Source organism: Streptomyces sp. NPDC005963 (assembly GCF_040638655.1).
In the GTDB taxonomy this organism is placed as follows: Bacteria; Actinomycetota; Actinomycetes; order Streptomycetales; family Streptomycetaceae; genus Streptomyces.
On sequence record NZ_JBEXVD010000004.1, the window covers coordinates 204,712 to 225,437 of the forward strand.

A 20,726-nucleotide genomic window follows, 5' to 3' on the forward strand; every position below is an offset into this window, starting at 1 on the left:
GGCGCAGGCTCTACCCCGGTTGTCTGATGCTCTCGATGATTCGGGCGAATCCTTCCTCTCCGTGGCCCGCATCGATCTGGCGCTGGATGAGCCGTTGGACCATGGCGACCACCTCGGTGCTGAGGCCCTGGTCGGAACTGGCGGTCAGGAGGTCACTGAGGTTCGAGAACCGGAGGCTCTGTTGCCCTTCGACGGTGTAGTCCCCGCCGTCGATGATCGCGCCGAACTCGTCGAAAGCACTGGTCATCGCGGTCAGCCATGGTGTGGCCGCAGCAGCGAACGCACGCGCCGTCACTCCGGCCGGCGCGACCATGGCGGCGCCGTGGATGAAGCCGGCGAACATGACGTACATACCCGCCAACAGGGCGAGGTCGTACAGGGACGCCAGCCCGGCGTCCTCACCGAAGTAGGTGCTCGTACCCCAGAGGTCGAGCAGCGGCTCGTACCGGTGGAACGCATCGGAAGATCCGCTGTAGAGGGCCGATGCCCCGGACTGTCCGATCATCTCCGGTACGGCCATGATGCCGCCGTCCAGATACTCGATTCCGGCCCGGGCGGCCCACTCGGCCGACTCCCGTGACTGGACCGGGGTCGTCGTCGTCACATTGAGCACGGTTCGTCCGGCCAGCTCCGCGGCGAGCGGATCGAGCACCTCGTGGACCGACGCATGGTCAAACAGGCAGACGATCACCAGTCGGCTGGCCCGGATCGCGTCCGCCGCCGAGTCGGCGGCCCGGGCGCCCTGCGCAACGAGGTCGTCCGTCTTCCCCGGCGAACGGTTCCAACAGGTGGTCTCGTGTCCCGCCTTCACCAGGGCTCCGGCGAGGGCGCTGCCCATGGCCCCCAGCCCGAGAACACTCACCTGAACACTGCGGTCTGTTGCCATTGTTTGAGCGCTCCCCCTTGTGTTTGCCCTTCCGTTCGATCCTCTCCGGAGTCGATGGGGTTGACCAGTACGGACAAATAAGTCAGGTACTCACCCTTGGGTAAGTACCTGGTGGAGGACGGTCGGCCAGCGCGGCTCGACGCGGTTACCGTTCCCGCGGCAGCAATGTGCGCTGGCTCGCAGTTGAGTGCCGGCGAGCCGTCGCGCTACCGGCCGGACGGGGCTACTCGCCGGTCAGGGGGTCGCTGGCGATCTGTTCGTGGTGACGGATCACCTCGGCGATGATGAAGTTGAGCAGCTTCTCCGCGAACGCCGGGTCGAGCCGGGCGTCCTCCGAGAGCCTGCGCAGCCGCTCGATCTGGCGGGATTCGCGCGCCGGGTCCGCGGCCGGCAACTGGTGGTGTGCCTTGAGATGACCGACCTGCTGGGTGCACTTGAAGCGCTCGGCGAGCATGTAGACGAGGGCGGCGTCGATGTTGTCGATGCTTCCGCGCAGCCGGTCCAGCTCGGCCCGTACGTTCTCGTCGATGTCCCTGGTCGTCATGGTTGGTGAGCTTACGTGGACCGGGTGCTGATGGTGGGCGGGTGTTCAGGGTCTGGGATGCGGTCGCTCCACCCGCCCGGTACGGAACGTCCCTGCTGCTCACGGAAGCGGACGGGCGCGGTGCCCACGCGTCGGGTGAACAGCCGCGAGAAGTACGCGGGGTCCTCGTAGCCGACCCTTCGGGCGATGGACGCGACGGAGAGTTCGGTGGCGGCGAGGAGTTCCTTGGCCCGTCGGAGCCTGATGGAGAGGAGGTAGTCCTTGGGGCTGCATCCGGCGCCCCGACGCACCGCCGTCCGTAGTTCGGCGGGAGTCATTCCGTGTCGGGCTGCGTGTTCGGCGACGGAGAGCGGTTGGAAGGCGTCACGCGCGAGGGCGGTGAGTACGGGGTCTCCGGCGGGGCTGGTGTCGGCGCGCGCTCGGCGCAGGGCGACGAGGAGTTCATGGACGGCCGCCGCGGTCTCGACTTCGAGGAGGGGGTTGCCGCGACGGGCGGCCCGGGCGATCCGGCCGATGGCGGCGCGCGGGCCCGCCGCGTCGGAGAGCGGGACGACGGGCCGGTCGGGGTCGATGTACCCGAGTTCGGTGTAGGTGTCGGTGGCGGGGCCGTCGAAGTCGACGAAGCTCTCGTCCCAGCCGCCGGGATCGGGTCCGTAGTGGTGGGGGACGCCGGGGGTGATCCAGATCAGGGCGGGTGCGCAGACGGCGAGGTGCTGTCCGTCCGGTGCGCGGAACCAGCCGCTGCCCGAGCTGATCACCACGGCCACGTGGTGATCGAGCGTGCGGGGTCCCACGGTCGGCAGGCTGCCGTGTTGCAGACCGACACCGAGGCAGACCAGGCCCAGCCGACGATGGACCGCACCTGGGGTGAAGTAGCGCATCCAGGTGTGATACATCCGCCTTTGCCCCTTCTCGGCTGATCGTCTGCGCTTCTGCGTGCTCGCTTGTGTCCAAACAGTGCCGATCTTTGTCCATGGACCGGTCGGCCGCCAGGGGTCAAAGGTGGGCGGGTGGCTGAATTCGGCGTGGGTGAGACGGACTTTCTGCTCGATGGACGGCCGGTGCGGCTGCTGTCGGGCGCCCTGCACTACTTCCGGGTGGAAGAGGGGCAGTGGGGCCATCGGCTGGCGATGCTCCGCGCGATGGGGCTGAACTGCGTGGAGACATACGTTCCGTGGAACCTCCATGAGCCCGCCCGCGGCGAGTACGTCGACGTGGAGGCGCTGGGCCGGTTCCTGGACGCCGCGCAGAAGGCAGGTCTGTGGGCGATCGTGCGCCCGGGACCGTACATCTGTGCCGAGTGGGAGAACGGCGGATTGCCGACGTGGCTGACCGGCCTGGTCGGTCGACGGGTGCGCACGGACGACGCCGAGTACCTGGCCGCCGTGGACGGGTGGTTCACCCGGCTCCTCCCCCAGGTCGTGGAGCGCCAGATCGACCACGGCGGTCCGGTGATCATGGTCCAGGCGGAGAACGAGTACGGGAGCTACGGCAGCGACCAGGGCTATCTGCAACACGTGGCGGACGTCCTGCGCGACTGCGGGGTGGGCGTCCCACTGTTCACCTCGGATGGCCCCGAGGACCATATGCTCACGGGCGGTTCGCTGCCTGACGTGCTCGCCACGGTCAACTTCGGATCGGGTGCGATGGATGCCTTCGCCGCCCTGCGCCGCCACCGCCCGAGCGGGCCGCTGATGTGCATGGAGTTCTGGTGCGGCTGGTTCGCGCACTGGGGCGACGAGTGCGTGACCCGGGACGCGGAACAGGCCGCGAAAGAACTCCGCGAGGTCCTTGAACTCGGCGGCTCGGTGAACCTCTATATGGCGCACGGCGGAACCAACTTCGCCGGCTGGGCGGGCGCCAACCGGGCGGGTGCCCTGCACGACGGGGTGTTGGAGCCGACGGTCACCTCGTACGACTACGACGCACCGATCGATGAGTCCGGCCGGCCGACGGAGAAGTTCTGGGCCTTCCGGGACGTCTTCGCCGAGTACGCCGAGCAGCCCATCCCCGATGTCCCGCCCGCTCCCCCGGTACTGGGCGCACCGGTCGATGTGCGCCCCGCCGACTGGTCACCGCTCGATGCCGTACTGGACGTCCTCGGCGACCCGGAGACGACGGCCCCCACCCCTCCGACGTTCGAGGAGTTGGGCGTGGACCGGGGCCTGGTCCGCTACCGCGTCCGCGTGCCGGGACTGCGCCGACCACTTCCGCTGCGCGCTTCGGGGCTGCGTGACCGGGCGGTGGTGTACGTGGACGGCGTACGTGCGGGTGTCCTGAGCGAGGACCACGACACCCTCCCCGACCTGGTGCCCGGCCCGGCCGACGTGGATCTCTGGGTGGAGTCGCAGGGAAGGGTCAACTACGGTCCGCGCCTGGGCGAACCGAAGGGCATCACGGGGGGCGTGCTGCACGAACGCCAGTATCTGCACGGCGTACGGGCACGGGGGCTACGGCTGGCGTCGTTCACTCCGGAGGCAGTGGAGAGCGTGCCGTTCCTGCCCGCGGGGTCGGGAGCCCCGGGTCTGTACCGCGCGTCGACGGAGATCGACACCCCCGGGGACGCCAGGGTCGAACTGCCCGGTTGGACGAGGGGCTTCATCTGGGTGAACGGCTTCTGCCTGGGCCGTTACTGGTGGGTCGGCCCCCAACAGGGCCTGTTCCTGCCGGGTTCGGTGCTCAAGCGGGGCACGAACGACATCTGGATCCTTGAGCTGGAGGAGGCGGGATCGGGGGTCACGCTCCGCTGAGCCCGGCCGTGGGTGCCGACGGGAGATGGCCGTCGGCACCCACGCAGATTTCTCGTACGGGCCTGCTCGGTGCTCCTGCCCGGGGCGCGCCGCACCACCGAATGAAGGTCTCTCTCATCACATGACAATCCACCCATAATCGTTGACCGGGAGCGGAGCCCCTTCCTACGCTCAAGTCAACGCGGTGCGGCGCACGGTTTCTGATCTCCCGTCCGGGACTCCCGGACCGTTCGGAGGAGTGTCCGTGAGAACTGGCACCAAGCTCCCTTCCAAGAAGCGTGCGCTCAGCATCCTGGTGACGGTGCTTCCCCTGGTGATGCTGGTGGGAACGACCACGTCCGCGAGGGGCTCCCCACGACGGACACCACCCCCGTCACCGGCCCAAGCCCACGCACCGAGGTGCCCGGTGGTCGTGATGAGCCGCCTCGATTCCGCGTACGACCAGTGCGGCAGCCACGGCGGCCGTTGGGTCCGCCCACCCCTCCCCGGAGACCGCTGACCCCACCACCCCTCGCACCCTCCACCCCCCACACACGCCTCGCCCCCGATGCCTGGTGCTCCGCATCGGGGGCGAGGTCCGTTCACAGGCCGGGGCGGCGGGCCTTGATGTCGTCTATGAAGTCGGCCCAGGCGTGGGTGGGAATGAGGAGAGCAGGGCCCTGGGGGTTCTTGCTGTCCCGCACCGGCAGCAGGCCGACGTGGACATCTGCCACCTCGACGCAGGCAGCGCCATCCCCGTTGCTGTGGCTGGACTTGCGCCAGCCGGTGAGGACTGAGGACTCAGGAATGGTCGTCATCTTCATATCCTTCTTCGTACCCCTTCAGGTAACTGCGGAGGAGGCCGAGCGACTCCCTCTCCGGCAGAGCCATGGAGCGAGCCACGTCGAAGCGCTGGGTCAGACCGAGAACACCTTTCGGTGACTCGACCAGTTCGCCGGAAACAAAGCTCTCTGCGTACCCGAGCGTAGCGCCGTTTGCCAGGGTCAGGAGGCTCAGACTCCCACCCAGCAGGGGATGTTGACCACGGGCAAAGGGCAAGATCTGGACCGAGATGTTCCAACTCTCAGCAGCCGCGAGAAGGTGAGCGATTTGGCCGGCCATACAACTCATTCCACCCATGGGGCGCTTAACGGCCGCCTCATCCATGATTGCCCAGTAGAGCAGCGGATCTTCGCGCTCAAAGATCTGCTTGCGCCGCATCCGAGTGGCAACCCGGCTTTCAACGTCATCCCCCGAAAATCCGGGGAGCGACGCTTGAAACAGCGCACGAGCGTAACCCTCGGTTTGCAGTAGACCGGGCACCAGGCTGCACTCAAACACCTGAATCCGGGCGGCACCCTTTTCACTTTCTACGATCGTCCGGCCATAGTCAGGAATCGTCGAATCCTGAGCCATGTCCAAGAGTTCGACGAACAATCCATGGGTGCGGAAATGCATGTCCAGTGCCTGAGCCAGCGCCTCCGACGGTAACTGCTCCCCGCGCTCCACCCGGCTGAGATATGTGTGCGGATACGTCACCCGCTCAGCGAGTGCGCGCTGTGACAAACCCTCTTCCATCCGCAGGCGCTGCAAGCGCCGCCCCAGCACCGTGCGCGGAGTGGGTTTCCCGCCGTCCTCGTTGTTCAGCTCCACGATCGAACTCACCTTCAATTCCCTGTCCACAGAGAGCTTTTGGTGACAGGTAGAACAGGTACCTGACGTGCCCTTTCGTCGATGGTAATAGCGACGCCCCGGCAGTCGGGGCGGAATCCCTCGCCCGATGTATCGGGCCACAGCGAGGACCCCCGCAACCGGGTAAGCGGTGCGGGGGCATTGGCCAACGCTTGAAAGGAGCGTCGGCATGACCAACGCTATCGACCACTTCATTGCTCTTCACCCGTACGCCTTGCCAACGTCCGAAGATCCGCCTTCGATGACGCAAAAGGCGGCTTCTCAGGGCGTTGTGGAGGTCGCCCCATGAGCGACACCTGCGGCGGCGCCTTCCCCCTGTCCCGATGGCGTCCGACTCCCCGTAGCGTCGGGCAGGCACGGGCGGAATTCCAGGACGTTCTCAATGGCTGGGGGCTGGCACCCATCGAGCAGGCGGCGCTGATCGTGCTGTCGGAGTTGCTGACCAATGCCGTGCGGCACGCGCGGGTACCCGGGCGTGAAATCGAGACCCGCTATCTGCCGCTGTGGCGCGGGGTGCGGATCGAAGTGCATGACGCTTCCGACGCACGGCCGCGGCTGACCGTACCCGCGGAGGATGCGACAGGAGGCAGGGGGCTTCCGCTGGTGGCGGCGCTCTCCGATGCCTGGGGCGTCGCTTCGCGCACTGGCCCCGGGAAGATCGTCTGGGCCGAGCTGACCCTCCCGGAGCGCGCGCAGCGGACGAGGTAAAAGCGAAGCGCCGCCCTGGCCGTTCCTGCGAGCGGCCAGGGCTTCCCCTGGGGCCGTCCCGACCTGCGCTCTAGGGACTGAACGCGCCCACCGGCAGGCCGAGTTCGCGTTCGGCGACGATGAAGACGAGTTCCTCGACCGTGCCATAGTTGACCGCCTTGAGCATGGCGGCCTGGACGCTCAGCCCGTCGAGCACGGCGAGGATGCGCGAGGCGCTGACCCGGGGGTCGGCGGTGGTGAAGTCGCCGGACCGGATGCCCTCGTCGATCAGGCCGACGAGTTGGCCGACGTCCGCCCCCATCTGGGCAGCGACCGCGCTGTGCAGTGCGGGCCGTTTGCGGCCCAGCCGCCAGGCGTCCAGCCAGAGCAGGCTCATCCGGTCGCGATCTCCGGCGGTGTGGAACCGCAGCAGCGCGAGCAGCCGGTCGACCGGCAGATCCGCCGTCTCGACAACGGCGTCGATCTCGCGGCTCTCCGCCACGGCGGCGGCCGTGAACGCCTCGGCGAGCAGGCTGTCCACCGATGGGAAGTAGTGGCTGACCAGGCTGCCCGCCACCCCCAGCCGGTCGGCGACGCTCCGGAGCGTGATGTGTTCCAGCCCCTCACTCAGGGCTAAGGCGGAGGCTGCGGCCACGATCTCCGCGCGCCGGTCTTCGGCGGACTTCCGACGGACTTTGGCTCTAGGGGTTGACGTCACGGGGAGGACTCTATTGACTGCTCGCTCAACAGGCAATTGAGCACATGCTCAATAAGGCTCTGCACCAGTTCAGGAGCGTCCCATGTCCATAGCCGAGCAGACAGACCCGGAGAGAACGAACGCCAACGCGTTCGGAAAGATCGAGAGCCGCGGCATCGACCGCATCCCCGACGACGAACGCCACGGCCACCCGCGCGAGTTGGTCCGCATCTGGGCCTTCGCCAGCGTCAACTACCTCTACATCATCCTCGGCGGCCTGCTGATCGTCTTCGGACTGACCGTGTGGCAGGGCCTCGCCGTGGTCGTCGTGGGCAATCTGTTCTGGGCGGCCATCGGCCTGCTCGCCACCAGCGGCCCGGTGTCCGGAACACCCAGCGGGGTCATCACCCGAGCCATGTTCGGGACCCGCGGGAACCGGGTCATCGTCGGACTCTTCAGCTGGCCCAGCTTCATCGCCTACGGGGCCATCAACCTCTCGGTGGGAGGGCTCGCCGCCTTCGCGTTCACCGAACAGGTGGGCCTCGCCGCCCAGCGGCCCGTACAGATCGTGATCGTGCTGCTGATCGCCGCCCTCACCCTGACGATCAGCGTGTATGGGTACGCCACCATCCTCAAGGTGAGCGGTGCCATCACCACGGCGCTCGCTCTGTGCATGGCCGTCCTCGGCGGCTTCGTCCTCACCAAGGCCGACTGGAACTACGCACCCGCCGCCGAGTCGGCACTGTCCGGCGGTGCGCTCTGGGCCGTGATCACCGCGGGTATCGCCCTGACCGCCTCGTCCCCGCTGTCCTGGGCCATCAGCCCCGACTACGCCCGCTATCTGCCCGCGGACACCTCCCGAAGGGCCGTCGCCGTCTGGACCGCCCTCGGGGGATTCGTCCCGGCCGTCCTGCTCGGGTCGGTGGGCGTACTGGCCGGCAGCGTCGTCGACATGGCCGACGCCCAGAAGTCGCTGGCCACGATCCTGCCGGGCTGGTTCTACCCGGTCTTCCTGCTGGTGATCGTCATCGGCTCGATCACCAACAACGTGATCACCCTCTACAGCTCCGGCCTCTGCCTCCAGTCGGTCGGACTGCGACTGCCCCGCATGGCCACCGTTCTGCTGTGCGGTCTGCTCGGTACCGCGATCGCCTGCTACGCGCTGTTCATCTCCGACTTCACCGACGCCCTGAGCAACATCCTGGAACTCTCCGTCGCCTTCGCCGGGCCGTGGATCGCGATCATCGCCTCCGACCTGCTGATGCGGCACAACCGCTACGACGGTGTGGAGTTGCACGACGAATCCCCACAGGGCCCGTACTGGTTCTCCGGCGGTACCAACTGGGCGGGCTGTACCGCGCTGGTGGCGGGCACCGGCGTCGGGGCCCTGTGCATGAACACCACCCTGTTCACCGGCCCCATCGCCTCGTCCCTCGGTGGCGCCGACCTCACCTTCGTCTTCGGGCCGATCGTCGCCGCCACCCTCTACCTCGTACTGGTCAGGGCCTTCTACCCGGCGCAGTACGCCGTCGCCCGCAACCGCACCGCGCCCCTCGCCCATGCGGTCACGACGAGCACCACTGGCAAGGAGAACTGACCCGCATGTCCGCCCGAACCGACCTGCCCGTCGCCGAGCGCTGGTACACCGTCACTCCCGTCGACGAGTCCCTGACCCTCATCCAGGAACCCCATGTGGACCCGCTGCTCAGCGCCAACACCTGGCATCTGCGCGGCTCCCGTCACGATCTGCTGATCGATGCCGGGCTCGGGATCGCCTCCCTGCGGGAAGCGCTGCCGGACCTCTTCGGCGGGCGCGAACCGATCGTGGTGATCACCCATGCCCATCTGGACCACATGGGTTCGGCCCATGAGTTCGCCGAGTGCTGGGCCCACCCGGCCGAACCGGTCGACGTACCCGGTCGCGGCTCCCTGCTCCCCCGCGTGCTGAACGACGCCCTCGGCGGGGATCCCGAAGAAGCCGCGAAGCTCCCTCCGGTGCTGATCAACGCCCTGCCCACCGCGGACTACGACCCCCTCGCCTACCAACTGCATCCGGTTTCGATCACCCGGCAGTTGAGGGAGGGCGACACCATCGACCTCGGTGACCGGCAGTTGCGCGTACTGCATCTGCCCGGGCACACCCCCGGGAGCATCGGTCTGTACGACGAGGACCGGCGCGTCCTCTTCTCCGGCGACGTCCTCTACGACGACGAACTCCTCGACACGCTGGAGGGCTCCGACATCGGCCAGTACATCGCGACCATGAAGCGGCTGCGCCGGCTCGACGTCGACCTCGTCCACGCCGGTCACGGGGGGAGCTTCGGGGCCAAGCGGATGCACGAGATCATCGACGCGTATCTGCTGTTCCGCGATGGACAGGAGAGCCCAGAGAGCGCAGTGAACGCAGAGGTCGCAGGGACCCCAGCGGCGCAGTGAGCGCCTCCTAGAGCTCCCGTACCTCGAAGGAGTCCAGGACGAACTCCGCCCCCCACGCCCCGCCCGTTTTCCGCAGCCCCACCCATGCCTCGCCCTGGTCGGGAGCCGTGAACTCATGGCTCCACAGGGTCGGTTCGGTGGCCACCGGGATCGGGACGCGGTCGAGTTCGCGGGTGTCGACGCCGGTGATCCAGGCGTACTCCCCCGCCCTTTCATTCTCGTAGCGGAATCGCACCCGGTAGCGCCTGCCCGGCTCAAAGCGCACCAGGTGCTGGACCGTGCGGTAGACGAGGCCCTGGTTCTCGCCGCGGGACTTCAAGGACTCGGTGCCGTCGATGACGTCGTCGATCACCTTGCCGTTCCAACCGCGCTGGGTGAAGGGGGTGTGGCGTTGGGCGATGTGGGTGCGCGGGTCGGTGGCGCCGCCCGCGTCGCCCTTGACGAAGACGCCCCAGCCCTGGGGCACGTTCTCGAAGTCCTCGTACGCCACCGTGCCCGGTTTGCGGGTAGGGCGGGCGGCGACGACACGGACGTTGTCGAAGCGGATGCGGGCGTCACCGGGCGCCGCCCGCAGGGTGAGCGTGATGGGGCCGCCGGCCTCGGGGACCGTGAAGTGGGTGAACATCCGCTGGAACCGCGTGCCGTGTTTACGGTCGGCGGCCACCTGGTTGACGGCCGTTGAGATGTCGGTCCAGTTCTCGGCCCGCACCCCGTCCGCGGTGCGCACCTCCAGGGCTGCACGGCGGCGCTCGCCCGCGGTTTCACCCACTTCGACCTGCACTGATGCGGCGTAGCTGCTGGGTTTCAGCCGGCTCAGCCGCTGGCTGACGGTAGCCGCGGCCCCGGCCGCTATCACCAGTTCGTAGTCCCCGATCGCGCTCAGGGCGACCGACGCGGGGCCGGTGGTCCGCCAGCCGTCGAGGGTGCCGGAGGTGAATCCGGGGTCGTGGAGGGGGGTGGCCTGACCCCAGTCGGGGTCGGACTGTTCGGGTTGGCGGGTGCGGTGGACGACGTACGGCTGTCCGGGCTCGGCGTCGATGGTGATCCGGCCGCCGCTGCGCACCCGGAGGTCCTGGATGTGTTCGCGGCCCTGGTCGGTGAGGCGGTAGAGCGTCACGCGGGTCCGGTGTCGCCAGCCGCGCGGGAGGCGCCATTCGCTGCTGCCGCCCGCGGGGTTGTAGTGGTAGAGCTTGTCCGGGTCGGTGGCGCGCTGTGGCTCCCAGGGGAGCAGATACGTTCCGCCGCTGTAGACCAGACGACCGTCCGTGGTGATCTTGCGGCTGCCGTCGACGTCCGAGACCGAGGTGGGGCCGAAGAAGGTGATCTCGTGCTCGGTCCAGCGCTTGATGGGGTGCGCCTGGAGGTACTTGGCGGGCAGGGAGTGGGTCCAGATCAGTTCGTAGAAGGCGCGCCAGTCGATCTTGCCGACCCAACCCTCGAAGTTGCTGGTGCGCGGGATGCCCAGCAGGGTTGGCCACTTGTCGGCGAACACGTCCTTCTGGTGGTTGCGGATAAAGCGGATCAGCTGCGAGTTGATGCCGCGGGAGGTGTCGGGGCCGTAGTCGATCTCGGTCGCCCAGTGCGCCCACAGCGCCGAGCGCTCCAGACCGTGGCCCCATTCGGTGGTGATCTGCCAGCCCTGGTCGCGCAGGGCGCGCTGGAGCCGGTCGGAGGTCCAACCGGATTCGCGGAAGACATCGATGTACAGCATGTTCAGGGCGGGATGGGTTTCGGCGCGCAGATCGGCGAAGCGTTGCACGATGTCACCGCTGACCAGGTCGCGCCGCTGGTCGATGCGGTACGACTGGTCCAGCCAGTCCCACTGCTCGTTGGACTTGTCGACGAGCGTCTCGGAGAAGGCGTTGGCGACCGGATAGGACTCGGTGGCGTTGACGTGCACACCGAAGTCGCTGTTCCACTTCTGCCCTTCGCGGAGCAGGGTGTTGAGGTCGCCCAGTCCGCCCGCGCGCTTGTTGTGGTTGCCGGCGTAGTCGGGGTGGGCGGAGTCGTGGCCCTCCGACTGGTAGCCCTTGAGCAGGGTGTACTGCCGTAGCCCGTCCGTCGCCAGGGAGATCCGTTTGACCTGGTCGAGGGTGGCGAGGAAGGGGTTGGTCGCCTGGGAGGCGAAGTTGAAGGGGATGTGGGGCACCACGCGCAGATGCTGTTCGTCGGCGCCGAGCGGGGTGACCATGATGTCCCGGAAGGCGATGGCCGCGTCCTGCCAGTCGACGACGCCGTCCCCGCCGCGGTCACGGGTGATGACGACGGTGGCGTACGGGAGGGGTTCGGTGGAGTCGGTCGGTGCGGTGGCCGCGCGATGGGTCCACTGGCCGGGGGCGAGTTGGGCCTTCACATAGCCGTCACGGACGAGCGTCTGACGCCAGAGCCGACCGTTCTCCCAGGTGGTGCCGGCCGCGCTGGTGGGTTTGTCCCAGACGGTGTTGGTCTCGATCGCCCCGCCGAGCCGGTCATGAGCGACGACGGCGTACGCACAACCGGTGGCGCGGGCCTCCGCGGGGGTCTGGGGTGTGAGCCGGACGAGGGTGTCGCCGCTGGCGGACTTGTCGAGGTGGATGCGGGCGGCGTGGAGATGGGCGCCGGGCTGGTCGCTGCGCACGGAGAGCAGCGCGAGGTCCGGGATCTGCAAGGTGCCCACGGGCAGTGCGCCACTGTCCGCGATGCGGGTGACGCGCCAGTGGACCTGCCACCCTTCCGCGCGGATCTCGACGTCGATCTCGGTGGGGCCGAAGCCGAGGGTGTAGGAGACGCGGTCGCGGCGGGCGCGGGCGGTGACGGTGTCGGGGGTGCGGGCGACCGAGTCGATCAGTACGGAGGTGATCGGGTCTTCCTGGCCGTACAGCCGGGCGCCGGATTCACGGTGGGTGTACGACAGGATGCGCGGGAAGCCGCTGTCGACCGTGACGTCGAGCACGGAGGAGCGCAGGACCGTTTCAGCGGGTCCGGTGGGAGAGGCGGACGCAGTTCCCGCGACACCGAGGGCCGCACCGGCACCGGCGAGGGTGGTTGCGGCCACCACGGCTCTGCGACTGGGCCCGCGATCTTCTGCGTACACGCTCGTCCTCCTCGTCACGGTGATGCGGTTCACGTCAATCTGGCCGTGACGGCGGGCGCGGCCCATGGACAAAGCGGGGGCAGGTGTTGGACTTAACCACACCAGCCCCCGCCGTCTCGGAGCTCACTACAGGGTGGCCGCCGATGACTTGATGGTGGCGGCGAAGTGGGAGACCTCGGTGTAGACACCGGGGTAGTTGGGCCGTGCGCAGCCCTGACCCCAGCTGACTATGCCGACCTGGACCCAGGCGTTGGCGTTGTCGCGGCGGAACATGGGACCGCCGGAGTCGCCCTGGCAGGTGTCGGTGCCGCCCGATGTGTATCCGGCGCAGATCTCCTCACGGGCGACCAGGCTCGGGTAGGAGCGCTGGCAGTTGGCGTCCGAGACGAACGGGACCTGGGCCTTGAGCTGGTAGCGCTGCTGCGGACCGCCTTCACGGGCCGCGCCCCAGCCGGCGACGGTGAAGGTGCCGGTGTTGTACGTGGCGGTCTCGGCGAGCTTGAGCGTCGGCAGGTTGATCGGCTGGGCGAGCTTGATCAGGGCCCAGTCCTTGCCGGTGCCGTTGTAGCCGGGCGCCTGGAGGACCTTGGTGGAGCGCACCTTGATCGCGCTGGGGCTCTGGAGGTCGACGACGCCCGCTGTGGCGGTGATGGAGGTGTTGGGACCGGAGCCGCTCACACAGTGGGCGGCGGTCAGCACGACCTGCGGGCTGATCAGCGAACCGCCACAGCCCATGGAGAGCCGCACCATGAAGGGGAACTCCCCCTGGGCGGCGCGGGTGCCGCCGACGACGGGCGGGGCTGCGGCGGATGCGGTGCTGGGCTGGAGGCTGACGGCGGCGAGGAGGACGGCGCCGGCCGCGGCGCATCTCTTGAGGGTACGGAGAAGCTTCAACGGTCTGCCCTTCGTGGGGGGTTGAGAAATTGCGCTCCCATCGGGCAAGGACCGCACATCTCACTGCTGAGCCTGCACTGTCATGTGCCCGACAAGCGGTGATCCGGATTATGAGCAGTCGATCAGCGGTGCCACAAGGAGCAGTTTTCGGCCATGTCAGCAAGGCTGTTCAGGGGCGCTTCTTCGTACAGTTGATCCCCCAAGGGGGCGCCTCGGGGGCGCGCGGCAGGAGTGAGCGATCTGATGGCGATCCCATGACCAAGGACAGCGAAGTCGTCCACGGCTTCCCCCATCTCGACACCGTGCAACGCGCGATCACCGCACTCCACCGCCGGCTCTCCCCCGACGGGCTGCTCGCCTACGCATCGAGCGTGCTCCTCGCCGACGTGGCCTTCGCCGACGGCGACGATCTGCACCTGGGCGCCCAGGCAGTCGCCCAGACGCTGGTCAACCACCTGCGACTACCGGACGCCAGGATGGTCGTCAGCTTTCGCGAGATGCGTCACGCGGCAACGGTCGAGTTGACCGCGGGCCCCGAGTACTTCATCGAACTGAACGACCGCTTCCGCCGGCACCGGCGCGACGTCGGCGCCGCCCTCGCGCATGAGATCACCCATGTCTGGCTGCACCGGCTGGACCTGTCGTTCCCCGGCACCCACGACAACGAGATCCTCACCGACACCGTGACGACCTATCTGGGCGCCGGCTGGCTGCTGCTCGACGCATTCCGCGAGGACCGACTTTCCAGCCAGAAACTGGGCTATCTCACGCCCGAGGAGTTCGGCTATGTCCTTGCCAAACGTGCGCTGTTCCTTCACGAAGACCCGTCCACCTGGTTCACCAGCCCCCAGGGGTACACGGCGTACACCAAGGGACGCGCGCAGGCGCTGCGCGAGGCACGGCAACCACCGCTGACCACGGCGGGATGGACCGCCAGGCACCGCTATGCCAAGGACCGGCGCCAGGCGCTGGAGCACGGCCCGACGAGCGGTCCGTCGGGTGACCCGTCGTCCTACGTCTTCGAGCCGGGGCCGCAGGGGCTGCGGGTGTCCTTCCCCTGCCCGACCTGCCACCAGCGCATCCGCCTTCCCGTGCGCGGACACACCCGTGCCCGCTGCGGACTGTGCCGCTCGATTCTCGAATGCGACACATGAGCGATCCCCCTAGGCTCCGCGCATGACACACGAGGTGGCAATGGGGACGGAAGCACTGTTCACGGCGGTCCTGTTGGGCGACGACGAGACCGTCGCCGAACTGCTCGGCAGCGGTGTGGGCGCGGAGACGGCCGACGAGGACGAGCAGACCGCACTGCACCTGGCCGCCGTCCAGGACCGACCGGGGATCGTACGGCTCCTGCTGTCCGCCGGCGCCGACCCCAACCGGGGCAGCGGCCCCGAGCAGGGCGAACTGCCCCTCGCCGGGGCGGCTACCTGGGGTCACACGGAGGCGGTACGCATACTCCTGGAGGCCGGAGCGCTCCCCGACCGTCGTGACGAGTTCGGCGACACCGCGCTGTTGAGTGCGCTGAGGAACGGACACGCCACCACGGCCGGGGTGTTGCTCGCCTTCGGCGCGGACCCCGAACTCTGCGCTGAGGAAGGAGAATCTCCCCTGCTCACCGCCGTACGCCGGGGCTCGTCCCCTGCCGTGCGGGTGCTGCTGGACCATGGCGTGAGCGCGGCTCACCAGCGGGTTGCCCTCACTGAGGCCCGGACCTGGCTGGACCGCGATGTGGCCGACGGGTTGCACGCCGAACTGGTGCACGCCCATGGCGGGGGCCACCGTTCCGTGGTGCGCAGGGAGACGAACCGGGAGGGGATCGAGACGGTGGTGGTGGAATTGCTGCGGGACGGGGAGCCGTTCGCAGGCAAGGAGCGGGAGACGGGGCACCGGGAGATCGCGGTACTGCTGGAAGAGGCACTGGGCGAGCGCACCAGGTGAGACACGGGCGCATACCCGACGCTATGCGCCCTCGGCTTCGCGTTCGGGGACACGGGACGGCAGCGCGAGGAACGCCAGCGCCGTCAACCTGACGACGAACGCACCCCACACCATCGGGAGAACTCCGTCGATCGCGAGGGAGAGATCCAGTTGGTCGGCGGCCCAGGAGACGAGTAGCCAGATCAGAAAGTCCTGGACGATCCCGATCGCCGCGAGCATAAGGACCATCAGCGGTGGCGCGGTCCTGATGTTCTCGGGCCAGGCGCTGATCAGCTGAGTGATGATCAGGAACAGGCCGAGGGGAACCATCAGCGCGCCGAGCGAAAAGCCCCCCGGCATGGATATGCCGGGAAGCAGAAAGACGGAAAGGGACACACCAGCGAGAAGTCCCAACACTCTTCTTTGCTTTTGTTGTTCTCTGTGTCTGCTCATGGTTCAGATGATCGCACCAGGTCAGTCGTATTCGGACAAGAGGTACTAACGCCTGACGAGTGGCGGCACAATGCCCTCATGACCACTACCGTGAGCACCAAGGCCGTCACGTCCCGTGATCTTTGGCTTCTCTTCGAACCGATCCACTCCGTCACCTACTTCACCCCCGAGGGCACCTCCGTGTTCGAGGAGGCCGGACTGCGCGGCTTCTGGCGCGGCTACTTCGCCGGACGGTCCGCGCCCCTGGGAACCGTGGGCGCCGGAGCGGCGACGGGGGCGTTCTGCTCGTACGCGCCCACGATGGTCGCCGAGGCACTGCCCTCGGTCTGGGCCCAGATCACCCCGTCCGAGGCGCTCGACGTACGGCGCGACGGCGCACGGGCCGCACTGGCGCGACTCCTGGAGGGCCAGGAGGAACGGGCCGAACAGGCAGCCGAGTTGCTGTCGGAGGTCGCCGCGGCGCCCGACTGCGCCGGCCGCACCCTCGCCGCCGCGAACGCCGCGCTCCCCTGGCCCAAGGACCCGCTCGACCGGCTGTGGCACGCGTCGACCGTCCTGCGCGAGCACCGCGGCGACGGATACGTGGCCGCACAGACCGCGGCCGACCTGGACGGCTGCGAGATCCTGCTGCTGCGCACGGGGATCGACCTGCCGCGCAGTGAACTCCAGCCCTACCGCGGCTGGACCGACGCGGAGTGGGAAGCCGCCGGGCAACGACTCAAAGAACGGGGCCTGTTGGCGCCGGACGGTCGGGCCACCGAGGACGGCCGGCGGCTGCACGCGGCGATCGAGGACACCACCGACCGGGTGTCCGCACGGCCGTGGGTCGGAGCCGATCTGGCCCTGATCGCCGAGACGCTGACGCCGCTCGCGGACGCGGTGGCCAAGGTGCTGCGCTTCCCGAACCCGGTGGGGCTCCCGGACCGGCCCGGGCGATAGCGCCGTACCGTACGGAGCCGGGCGGGCCCGCCCGCCCGGCAACCCAGAGAATCCACCGACCGGCCGGGACGTCCGACCCGATCCACCCTCCGCGCCCCTCGCGCGCCGGCGTCCCCTTCTTTCCGCCCCCGTCCGCGCGTTCGCGCCCGATCTCCGAGGGCTGTGCGCCCGCTCAGTTGCGGCGGCGCACCACCAGCGCCTCGCCCGGACGCCAGGAACGCAGCACGAGTTCATCGCCCTCCACCGAAGTGCGCACGACATCGACGATCTCCACCCGGAACAGATGGAACGGCAGGGGCTGCTCGATGGATGCCGCGAACCGGGCCAACTCCTCGGGATCGGTGATCTGGACGGCCCGTCCGGACAGCTTCACATCTCCCCCGTCCATCGAGTCGTCCGCGCCCGGGTTGGCGTGCAGGGCCAGCCGCGGGTCCCGCAGGAGGTCCCGCGCCTTGAGCGAGTCGGGCATCATGCCCAGCCAGAGCTGCCCCTCACGGAAGATCACTTCGAGTCCCGTCACCCTCGGCGATCCGTCCTTGCGCAGGGTGGCGAGGACGTGGTGGCGGTGGCGGGCGAAGCGGTCCTGCACGGATCGGGCGAAGTCCGGTTCGGCGTGCAGGAAGAAGGCCCATGAGGCGTCGGATGCGGGAGTCTGAGCGGTCATGGCCACACCTCACCATGGAATCCCGACATCTCCTGTCCGAGTTTCCTGGTGTCGGGGCACCCTTCGTCAGCGGACGTGTCGCCCGTGGGGAAACGTGTTGTCCTGGAAGGAGGGAACGTGCCGCCGGCAGCGGCGGCGGGGAGGACGCTGGCCCCTTTCTCCCGAAGGAGGACCCGATGGCGATCCTGTTGCACGCCACACTGCCCGGTGTCACCACCGAGGAGTACGACAGGCTCCACAAGGAACTCCAGGCACTCCCGGGCGACACCTTCGCCGGCTGTCTCACCCATGCGTGCGTGAAGACCGCGACGGGCCTTGAGGTCTACGACCTCTGGGAGTCCCCGGAAGCCATAGAGAAGTTCTTCACCGTGATGATGCCGGTCACCGAACGACTCGGCTGGAGCGCCCCCGAACAGGCGCCCGTCCAGCAGGAGGTCTACAACTACTGGCTGGGCGGAAAGGAGGGCACCCCCGCCTGAGACACCTCCGCCTGAGACACCCGCCCCGAAGCGACGACCGCCCGGCCCCTCCCGGCGCGTTCAGCCGACGATGCCCTGTGCCCTGGCGGCGGCAAGCCAGCGCGGGAACTCGCCCACGAGCCGGTCGTAGAGTTCGCCGTCCGGCACCTGGCGGGGGTCGAGACCGGCGTGGAAGTATCCGGCGTTGTCCACCGGGCGCTTGTCGGGAACCGCCAGTTCATCGAGCTTGCGCAGGAAGTCGAACTGGGTGCTACGCGTATTGCCGAAGCCCACGAACTGCCAGAACATCGGGAGCTTCGCCGCCTTGCAGACGTACCGCTCGGCCGCGAACTTGTTGATCGGACCGCCGTCCGTCTGGAAGACCACCAGCGCGGGCGCGGTCGAGCCGCTGTCGATGTAGTGGTCGATCACGGCGTCCATCGCGAGGTGGTAGCTGGTCTTGCCCATGTGTCCGAGGCCGGCGACTATCTGCGCGACCCGACCGCGGTGGTTGTCCAGGGCGATGTCGGTGACCGCGTCCACATCGGTGGAGAAGAAGACCACCGGGACGATGCCGTCGTCGTCGAGGTTGGCCGAGAGCCCCAGCACCCGGTCGGCGAGCGCCTGCACGCTGCCGTCCCGGTAGTAGTCCTTCATGGAGCCGGAGTAGTCCAACACCAGGTAGACCGCGACGCGATGGCCGTCTAGACCGTGTTTGCGCAGGGAGACCCCGGCCGACTTGTAGAGGCTGACCAGCGCGGGCGCCCGCTGTTCGACCTTCTGAAGACTGATCGCCGGTCCCCCGGCAGTGCGCAGTACGGCCATGGCGCTGCTCCCCCTTCGTCCGCCGCTCGCGGCTGACGTCCCCCGGGTCACCCTCGTGGATCGACCCCGTAGATCGACAGTGCACCCGAGATTACGCCATACGTACGACATCGGACCGGCACCGTCGACAACGGGCTTGACCTCAAGCGAAGTTGAGGTCCAACGATGGAACGCATGACCCCACCACGGTTGTCCCGGCCCCTCCTGACCCTGCTCGTCGTCCTGTTCGGCTATCTCTCGCTGCCGATGGGCATGACGGGAACCTCCGTCGCCCTGCCCGAGATCGGCCGGGACCTCGACGCCTCCGGCGCCGCCCTCCAGTGGGTCGTCACCGGGTACATGCTGGCCGCCTCGTCCATGATGCTGGTGGCCGGCTCGCTCGGCGACCTCTTCGGCAGACGCAGGGTGTACGCGCTCGGAGCCCTCCTCTACGCGGCCGGCACGCTCGGCGCGGCAGCCGCCCCCCACGTACTGCTCCTCGATCTGGCACGGACGGTCGCGGGCGTCGGCGGGGCCGCGGTGATGGCGGGTGGGGGTGCGATCATCGCGACCGTCTTCGAAGGTCCGGCGCGAGCCCGGGCGTTCGCCGCGGTGGGCACCACCGCGGGCGTGGGCATGGCGATCGGTCCGACCCTGTCGGGATGGCTGGTCGGAGCGCTGGGCTGGCGCTCGTCCTTCCTGGTCTTCGGGGTCGCCGGGGCGCTGATCGTGCTCGCCGCCCGGCTGATACCCGAGTCACGCGCGGCCGTGCGGCCCCGCGTCGACCGGCCGGGGGTGGCGAGCTTCGTGGCCGCCCTGGCGCTGCTGATGTTCGCCGTCACCCAGGGCTCCCAGTCGGGTTGGACCAGCGTGGCCGTCCTCGCGCCGCTGACGGTGGGCGCGGTGCTCCTGGTGGTCTTCGTGGCCGTCGAGCAGCGCAGTGCCCATCCGGTCCTGGACCTCGGCCTGGTGCGCGACCGCGCGTTCTCCGGCTGGCTGGTGGGGGCGGTGTTCATCACCGCGGGTTCCGTCGGTGTGCTGGTCTTCCTGCCCACCTACCTCCAGGGCACCGGCGGGCTCTCCGCCCAGGAAGCGGGGCTCGTGCTGGTGATGGCGACCGCCCCGGTCTTTGTCTTCCCCGCCGTCGGCGGACGGCTCGTGGCCCGCGGGCTGCCCGCACGGCAGCTGATCCTGGGCGCCCTACTGCTGACGGCCGCGGGCAACCTCTGGCTGGCCCTCGCCCTCGCGCCGGACGCCGGGCTCGCACGGCTGGCCGCTCCCCTGCTGCTCATCGGCATGGGCAACGGGCTGGCGCTCGGACAGATCGAGGTCCAGGCGCTCGGGGCGGTCGCCCCGGAGCGGGTGGGCATGGCGTCGGGGCTGCTGGGAACGGCTCGCGGTGGGGCGGGCGCCCTGGTCATGGCGGGCTTTGGGTCCCTGTTGGTGACGCTGGTGGATGCCCGGACCGGTGATCGCGGACTGACCGCCGGGGTGACGGCGGGGCAGCGCCCCGAAGTCGCCGGCGAGTTCACCGACGCGTGGCAGCTGGTGGTGACGGGGATCGCGCTCGTACTCGCTCTGGCCGCCGTGCTGGTCCATCGGTTGTTGCGACCGGGCGCGAACCGGGTGGACGGGCCGCAGCCATCGGTGTCACAGGAGCACGAACCGTCGGTCTCACGGGAGCACGAACCGTCGGTGTCATGGGAGCACGAACCGGATCACGAGCGCGTGACCACTCGGACCCGGGTCATACCGGGGCGCGGACAAAGCGATGCGACGCCTGCCCGGGTCCGGTCGGGGACGGGGCAGGCGCCGCGCTAGTTCCGCACGCCGTTGTACGGGACGATCAT

21 protein-coding genes are annotated in these 20,726 nt (G+C 68.7%); 10 read left to right on the forward strand and 11 right to left on the reverse strand.

Features of this window, described 5'->3' with window-relative positions; all coding sequences use genetic code 11:
• Positions 1-10: 10 nt before the first annotated feature.
• From ABZ348_RS08760 to ABZ348_RS08770, 3 genes are all read right to left on the reverse strand, one after another.
• Complete coding sequence (locus ABZ348_RS08760) at positions 11-862, reverse strand: NAD(P)-binding domain-containing protein (protein WP_358930768.1); 852 nt, start codon at positions 860-862, stop codon at positions 11-13.
• A gap of 247 nt (positions 863-1,109) precedes the next feature.
• Entirely contained in the window at positions 1,110-1,430 is a 321-nt protein-coding gene (locus ABZ348_RS08765; RefSeq protein WP_358930770.1) for a chorismate mutase, read from the reverse strand.
• Positions 1,431-1,441: 11 nt separating this feature from the next.
• Positions 1,442-2,326: an AraC family transcriptional regulator gene (locus ABZ348_RS08770; RefSeq protein WP_358930772.1), complete on the reverse strand. Its 885-nt coding sequence runs from the start codon at positions 2,324-2,326 to the stop codon at positions 1,442-1,444.
• 114 nt (positions 2,327-2,440) lie between these two features.
• Between ABZ348_RS08770 and ABZ348_RS08775 the strand changes: the two genes are divergently transcribed.
• A complete protein-coding gene (locus ABZ348_RS08775; protein ID WP_358930774.1) occupies positions 2,441-4,180 on the forward strand; it encodes a beta-galactosidase family protein in 1,740 nt (579 codons plus the stop codon).
• Positions 4,181-4,424: 244 nt separating this feature from the next.
• Positions 4,425-4,679 (forward strand): hypothetical protein, encoded by a 255-nt coding sequence (locus ABZ348_RS08780; RefSeq protein WP_358930776.1) that lies wholly within the window; start codon positions 4,425-4,427, stop codon positions 4,677-4,679.
• A gap of 82 nt (positions 4,680-4,761) precedes the next feature.
• Here the strand turns inward: ABZ348_RS08780 and ABZ348_RS08785 are convergent, their stop codons facing one another.
• Both ABZ348_RS08785 and ABZ348_RS08790 read right to left on the reverse strand, forming a co-directional pair.
• Positions 4,762-4,977, reverse strand: coding sequence for a DUF397 domain-containing protein (locus tag ABZ348_RS08785; protein WP_358930778.1), 216 nt, complete (start codon positions 4,975-4,977; stop codon positions 4,762-4,764).
• Positions 4,961-5,824, reverse strand: a complete 864-nt coding sequence (locus ABZ348_RS08790; RefSeq protein ID WP_358930780.1) for a helix-turn-helix transcriptional regulator — start codon at positions 5,822-5,824, stop codon at positions 4,961-4,963. The genes ABZ348_RS08785 and ABZ348_RS08790 overlap by 17 nt, the downstream gene beginning before the upstream one ends.
• A 312-nt stretch (positions 5,825-6,136) precedes the next feature.
• On the opposite strand from ABZ348_RS08790, the gene ABZ348_RS08795 reads away from it, so the two are divergent.
• A complete protein-coding gene (locus ABZ348_RS08795) occupies positions 6,137-6,559 on the forward strand; it encodes an ATP-binding protein (RefSeq protein WP_358930782.1) in 423 nt (140 codons plus the stop codon).
• Positions 6,560-6,629: 70 nt separating this feature from the next.
• Here the strand turns inward: ABZ348_RS08795 and ABZ348_RS08800 are convergent, their stop codons facing one another.
• Positions 6,630-7,256, reverse strand: a complete 627-nt coding sequence (locus ABZ348_RS08800) for a TetR family transcriptional regulator C-terminal domain-containing protein (RefSeq protein ID WP_358930784.1) — start codon at positions 7,254-7,256, stop codon at positions 6,630-6,632.
• An 82-nt stretch (positions 7,257-7,338) separates the two neighbouring features.
• Between ABZ348_RS08800 and ABZ348_RS08805 the strand changes: the two genes are divergently transcribed.
• A complete protein-coding gene (locus ABZ348_RS08805; RefSeq protein ID WP_358930786.1) occupies positions 7,339-8,832 on the forward strand; it encodes a cytosine permease in 1,494 nt (497 codons plus the stop codon).
• A gap of 5 nt (positions 8,833-8,837) precedes the next feature.
• The gene (locus ABZ348_RS08810; protein WP_358930788.1) at positions 8,838-9,671 is read left to right on the forward strand and encodes an MBL fold metallo-hydrolase; all 834 of its coding nucleotides are present in this window, start codon (positions 8,838-8,840) and stop codon (positions 9,669-9,671) included.
• A 7-nt stretch (positions 9,672-9,678) separates the two neighbouring features.
• On the opposite strand, the gene ABZ348_RS08815 is transcribed toward ABZ348_RS08810, so the two are convergent.
• Positions 9,679-12,810, reverse strand: a complete 3,132-nt coding sequence (locus ABZ348_RS08815) for an endo-alpha-N-acetylgalactosaminidase family protein (protein ID WP_358930790.1) — start codon at positions 12,808-12,810, stop codon at positions 9,679-9,681.
• A 60-nt stretch (positions 12,811-12,870) separates the two neighbouring features.
• The gene (locus ABZ348_RS08820) at positions 12,871-13,638 is read right to left on the reverse strand and encodes a serine protease (RefSeq protein WP_358930792.1); all 768 of its coding nucleotides are present in this window, start codon (positions 13,636-13,638) and stop codon (positions 12,871-12,873) included.
• A 254-nt stretch (positions 13,639-13,892) separates the two neighbouring features.
• On the opposite strand from ABZ348_RS08820, the gene ABZ348_RS08825 reads away from it, so the two are divergent.
• Together ABZ348_RS08825 and ABZ348_RS08830 are read left to right on the forward strand one after the other, a co-directional pair.
• Positions 13,893-14,792 (forward strand): hypothetical protein, encoded by a 900-nt coding sequence (locus ABZ348_RS08825; protein WP_358930794.1) that lies wholly within the window; start codon positions 13,893-13,895, stop codon positions 14,790-14,792.
• A 22-nt stretch (positions 14,793-14,814) separates the two neighbouring features.
• A complete protein-coding gene (locus ABZ348_RS08830; RefSeq protein ID WP_358930796.1) occupies positions 14,815-15,579 on the forward strand; it encodes an ankyrin repeat domain-containing protein in 765 nt (254 codons plus the stop codon).
• A 21-nt stretch (positions 15,580-15,600) separates the two neighbouring features.
• On the opposite strand, the gene ABZ348_RS08835 is transcribed toward ABZ348_RS08830, so the two are convergent.
• Entirely contained in the window at positions 15,601-15,972 is a 372-nt protein-coding gene (locus tag ABZ348_RS08835) for a hypothetical protein (protein ID WP_358930798.1), read from the reverse strand.
• 117 nt (positions 15,973-16,089) lie between these two features.
• Here ABZ348_RS08835 and ABZ348_RS08840 point away from each other — a divergent pair, with 117 nt between their 5' ends.
• On the forward strand, positions 16,090-16,950 hold the full coding sequence (locus tag ABZ348_RS08840; RefSeq protein ID WP_358930800.1) for a hypothetical protein: 861 nt from the start codon (positions 16,090-16,092) through the stop codon (positions 16,948-16,950).
• 172 nt (positions 16,951-17,122) lie between these two features.
• Here the strand turns inward: ABZ348_RS08840 and ABZ348_RS08845 are convergent, their stop codons facing one another.
• On the reverse strand, positions 17,123-17,614 hold the full coding sequence (locus tag ABZ348_RS08845; protein ID WP_358930801.1) for a pyridoxamine 5'-phosphate oxidase family protein: 492 nt from the start codon (positions 17,612-17,614) through the stop codon (positions 17,123-17,125).
• Positions 17,615-17,790: 176 nt separating this feature from the next.
• On the opposite strand from ABZ348_RS08845, the gene ABZ348_RS08850 reads away from it, so the two are divergent.
• On the forward strand, positions 17,791-18,093 hold the full coding sequence (locus ABZ348_RS08850; RefSeq protein WP_358930803.1) for a hypothetical protein: 303 nt from the start codon (positions 17,791-17,793) through the stop codon (positions 18,091-18,093).
• A gap of 60 nt (positions 18,094-18,153) precedes the next feature.
• On the opposite strand, the gene ABZ348_RS08855 is transcribed toward ABZ348_RS08850, so the two are convergent.
• Positions 18,154-18,897 carry a VWA domain-containing protein gene (locus ABZ348_RS08855; protein ID WP_358930805.1) on the reverse strand — a complete coding sequence of 248 codons (744 nt, stop codon included), beginning with the start codon at positions 18,895-18,897 and terminating at the stop codon, positions 18,154-18,156.
• A 174-nt stretch (positions 18,898-19,071) separates the two neighbouring features.
• Here ABZ348_RS08855 and ABZ348_RS08860 point away from each other — a divergent pair, with 174 nt between their 5' ends.
• Complete coding sequence (locus tag ABZ348_RS08860) at positions 19,072-20,697, forward strand: MFS transporter (protein ID WP_358930807.1); 1,626 nt, start codon at positions 19,072-19,074, stop codon at positions 20,695-20,697.
• Positions 20,698-20,726 lie beyond the last annotated feature (29 nt).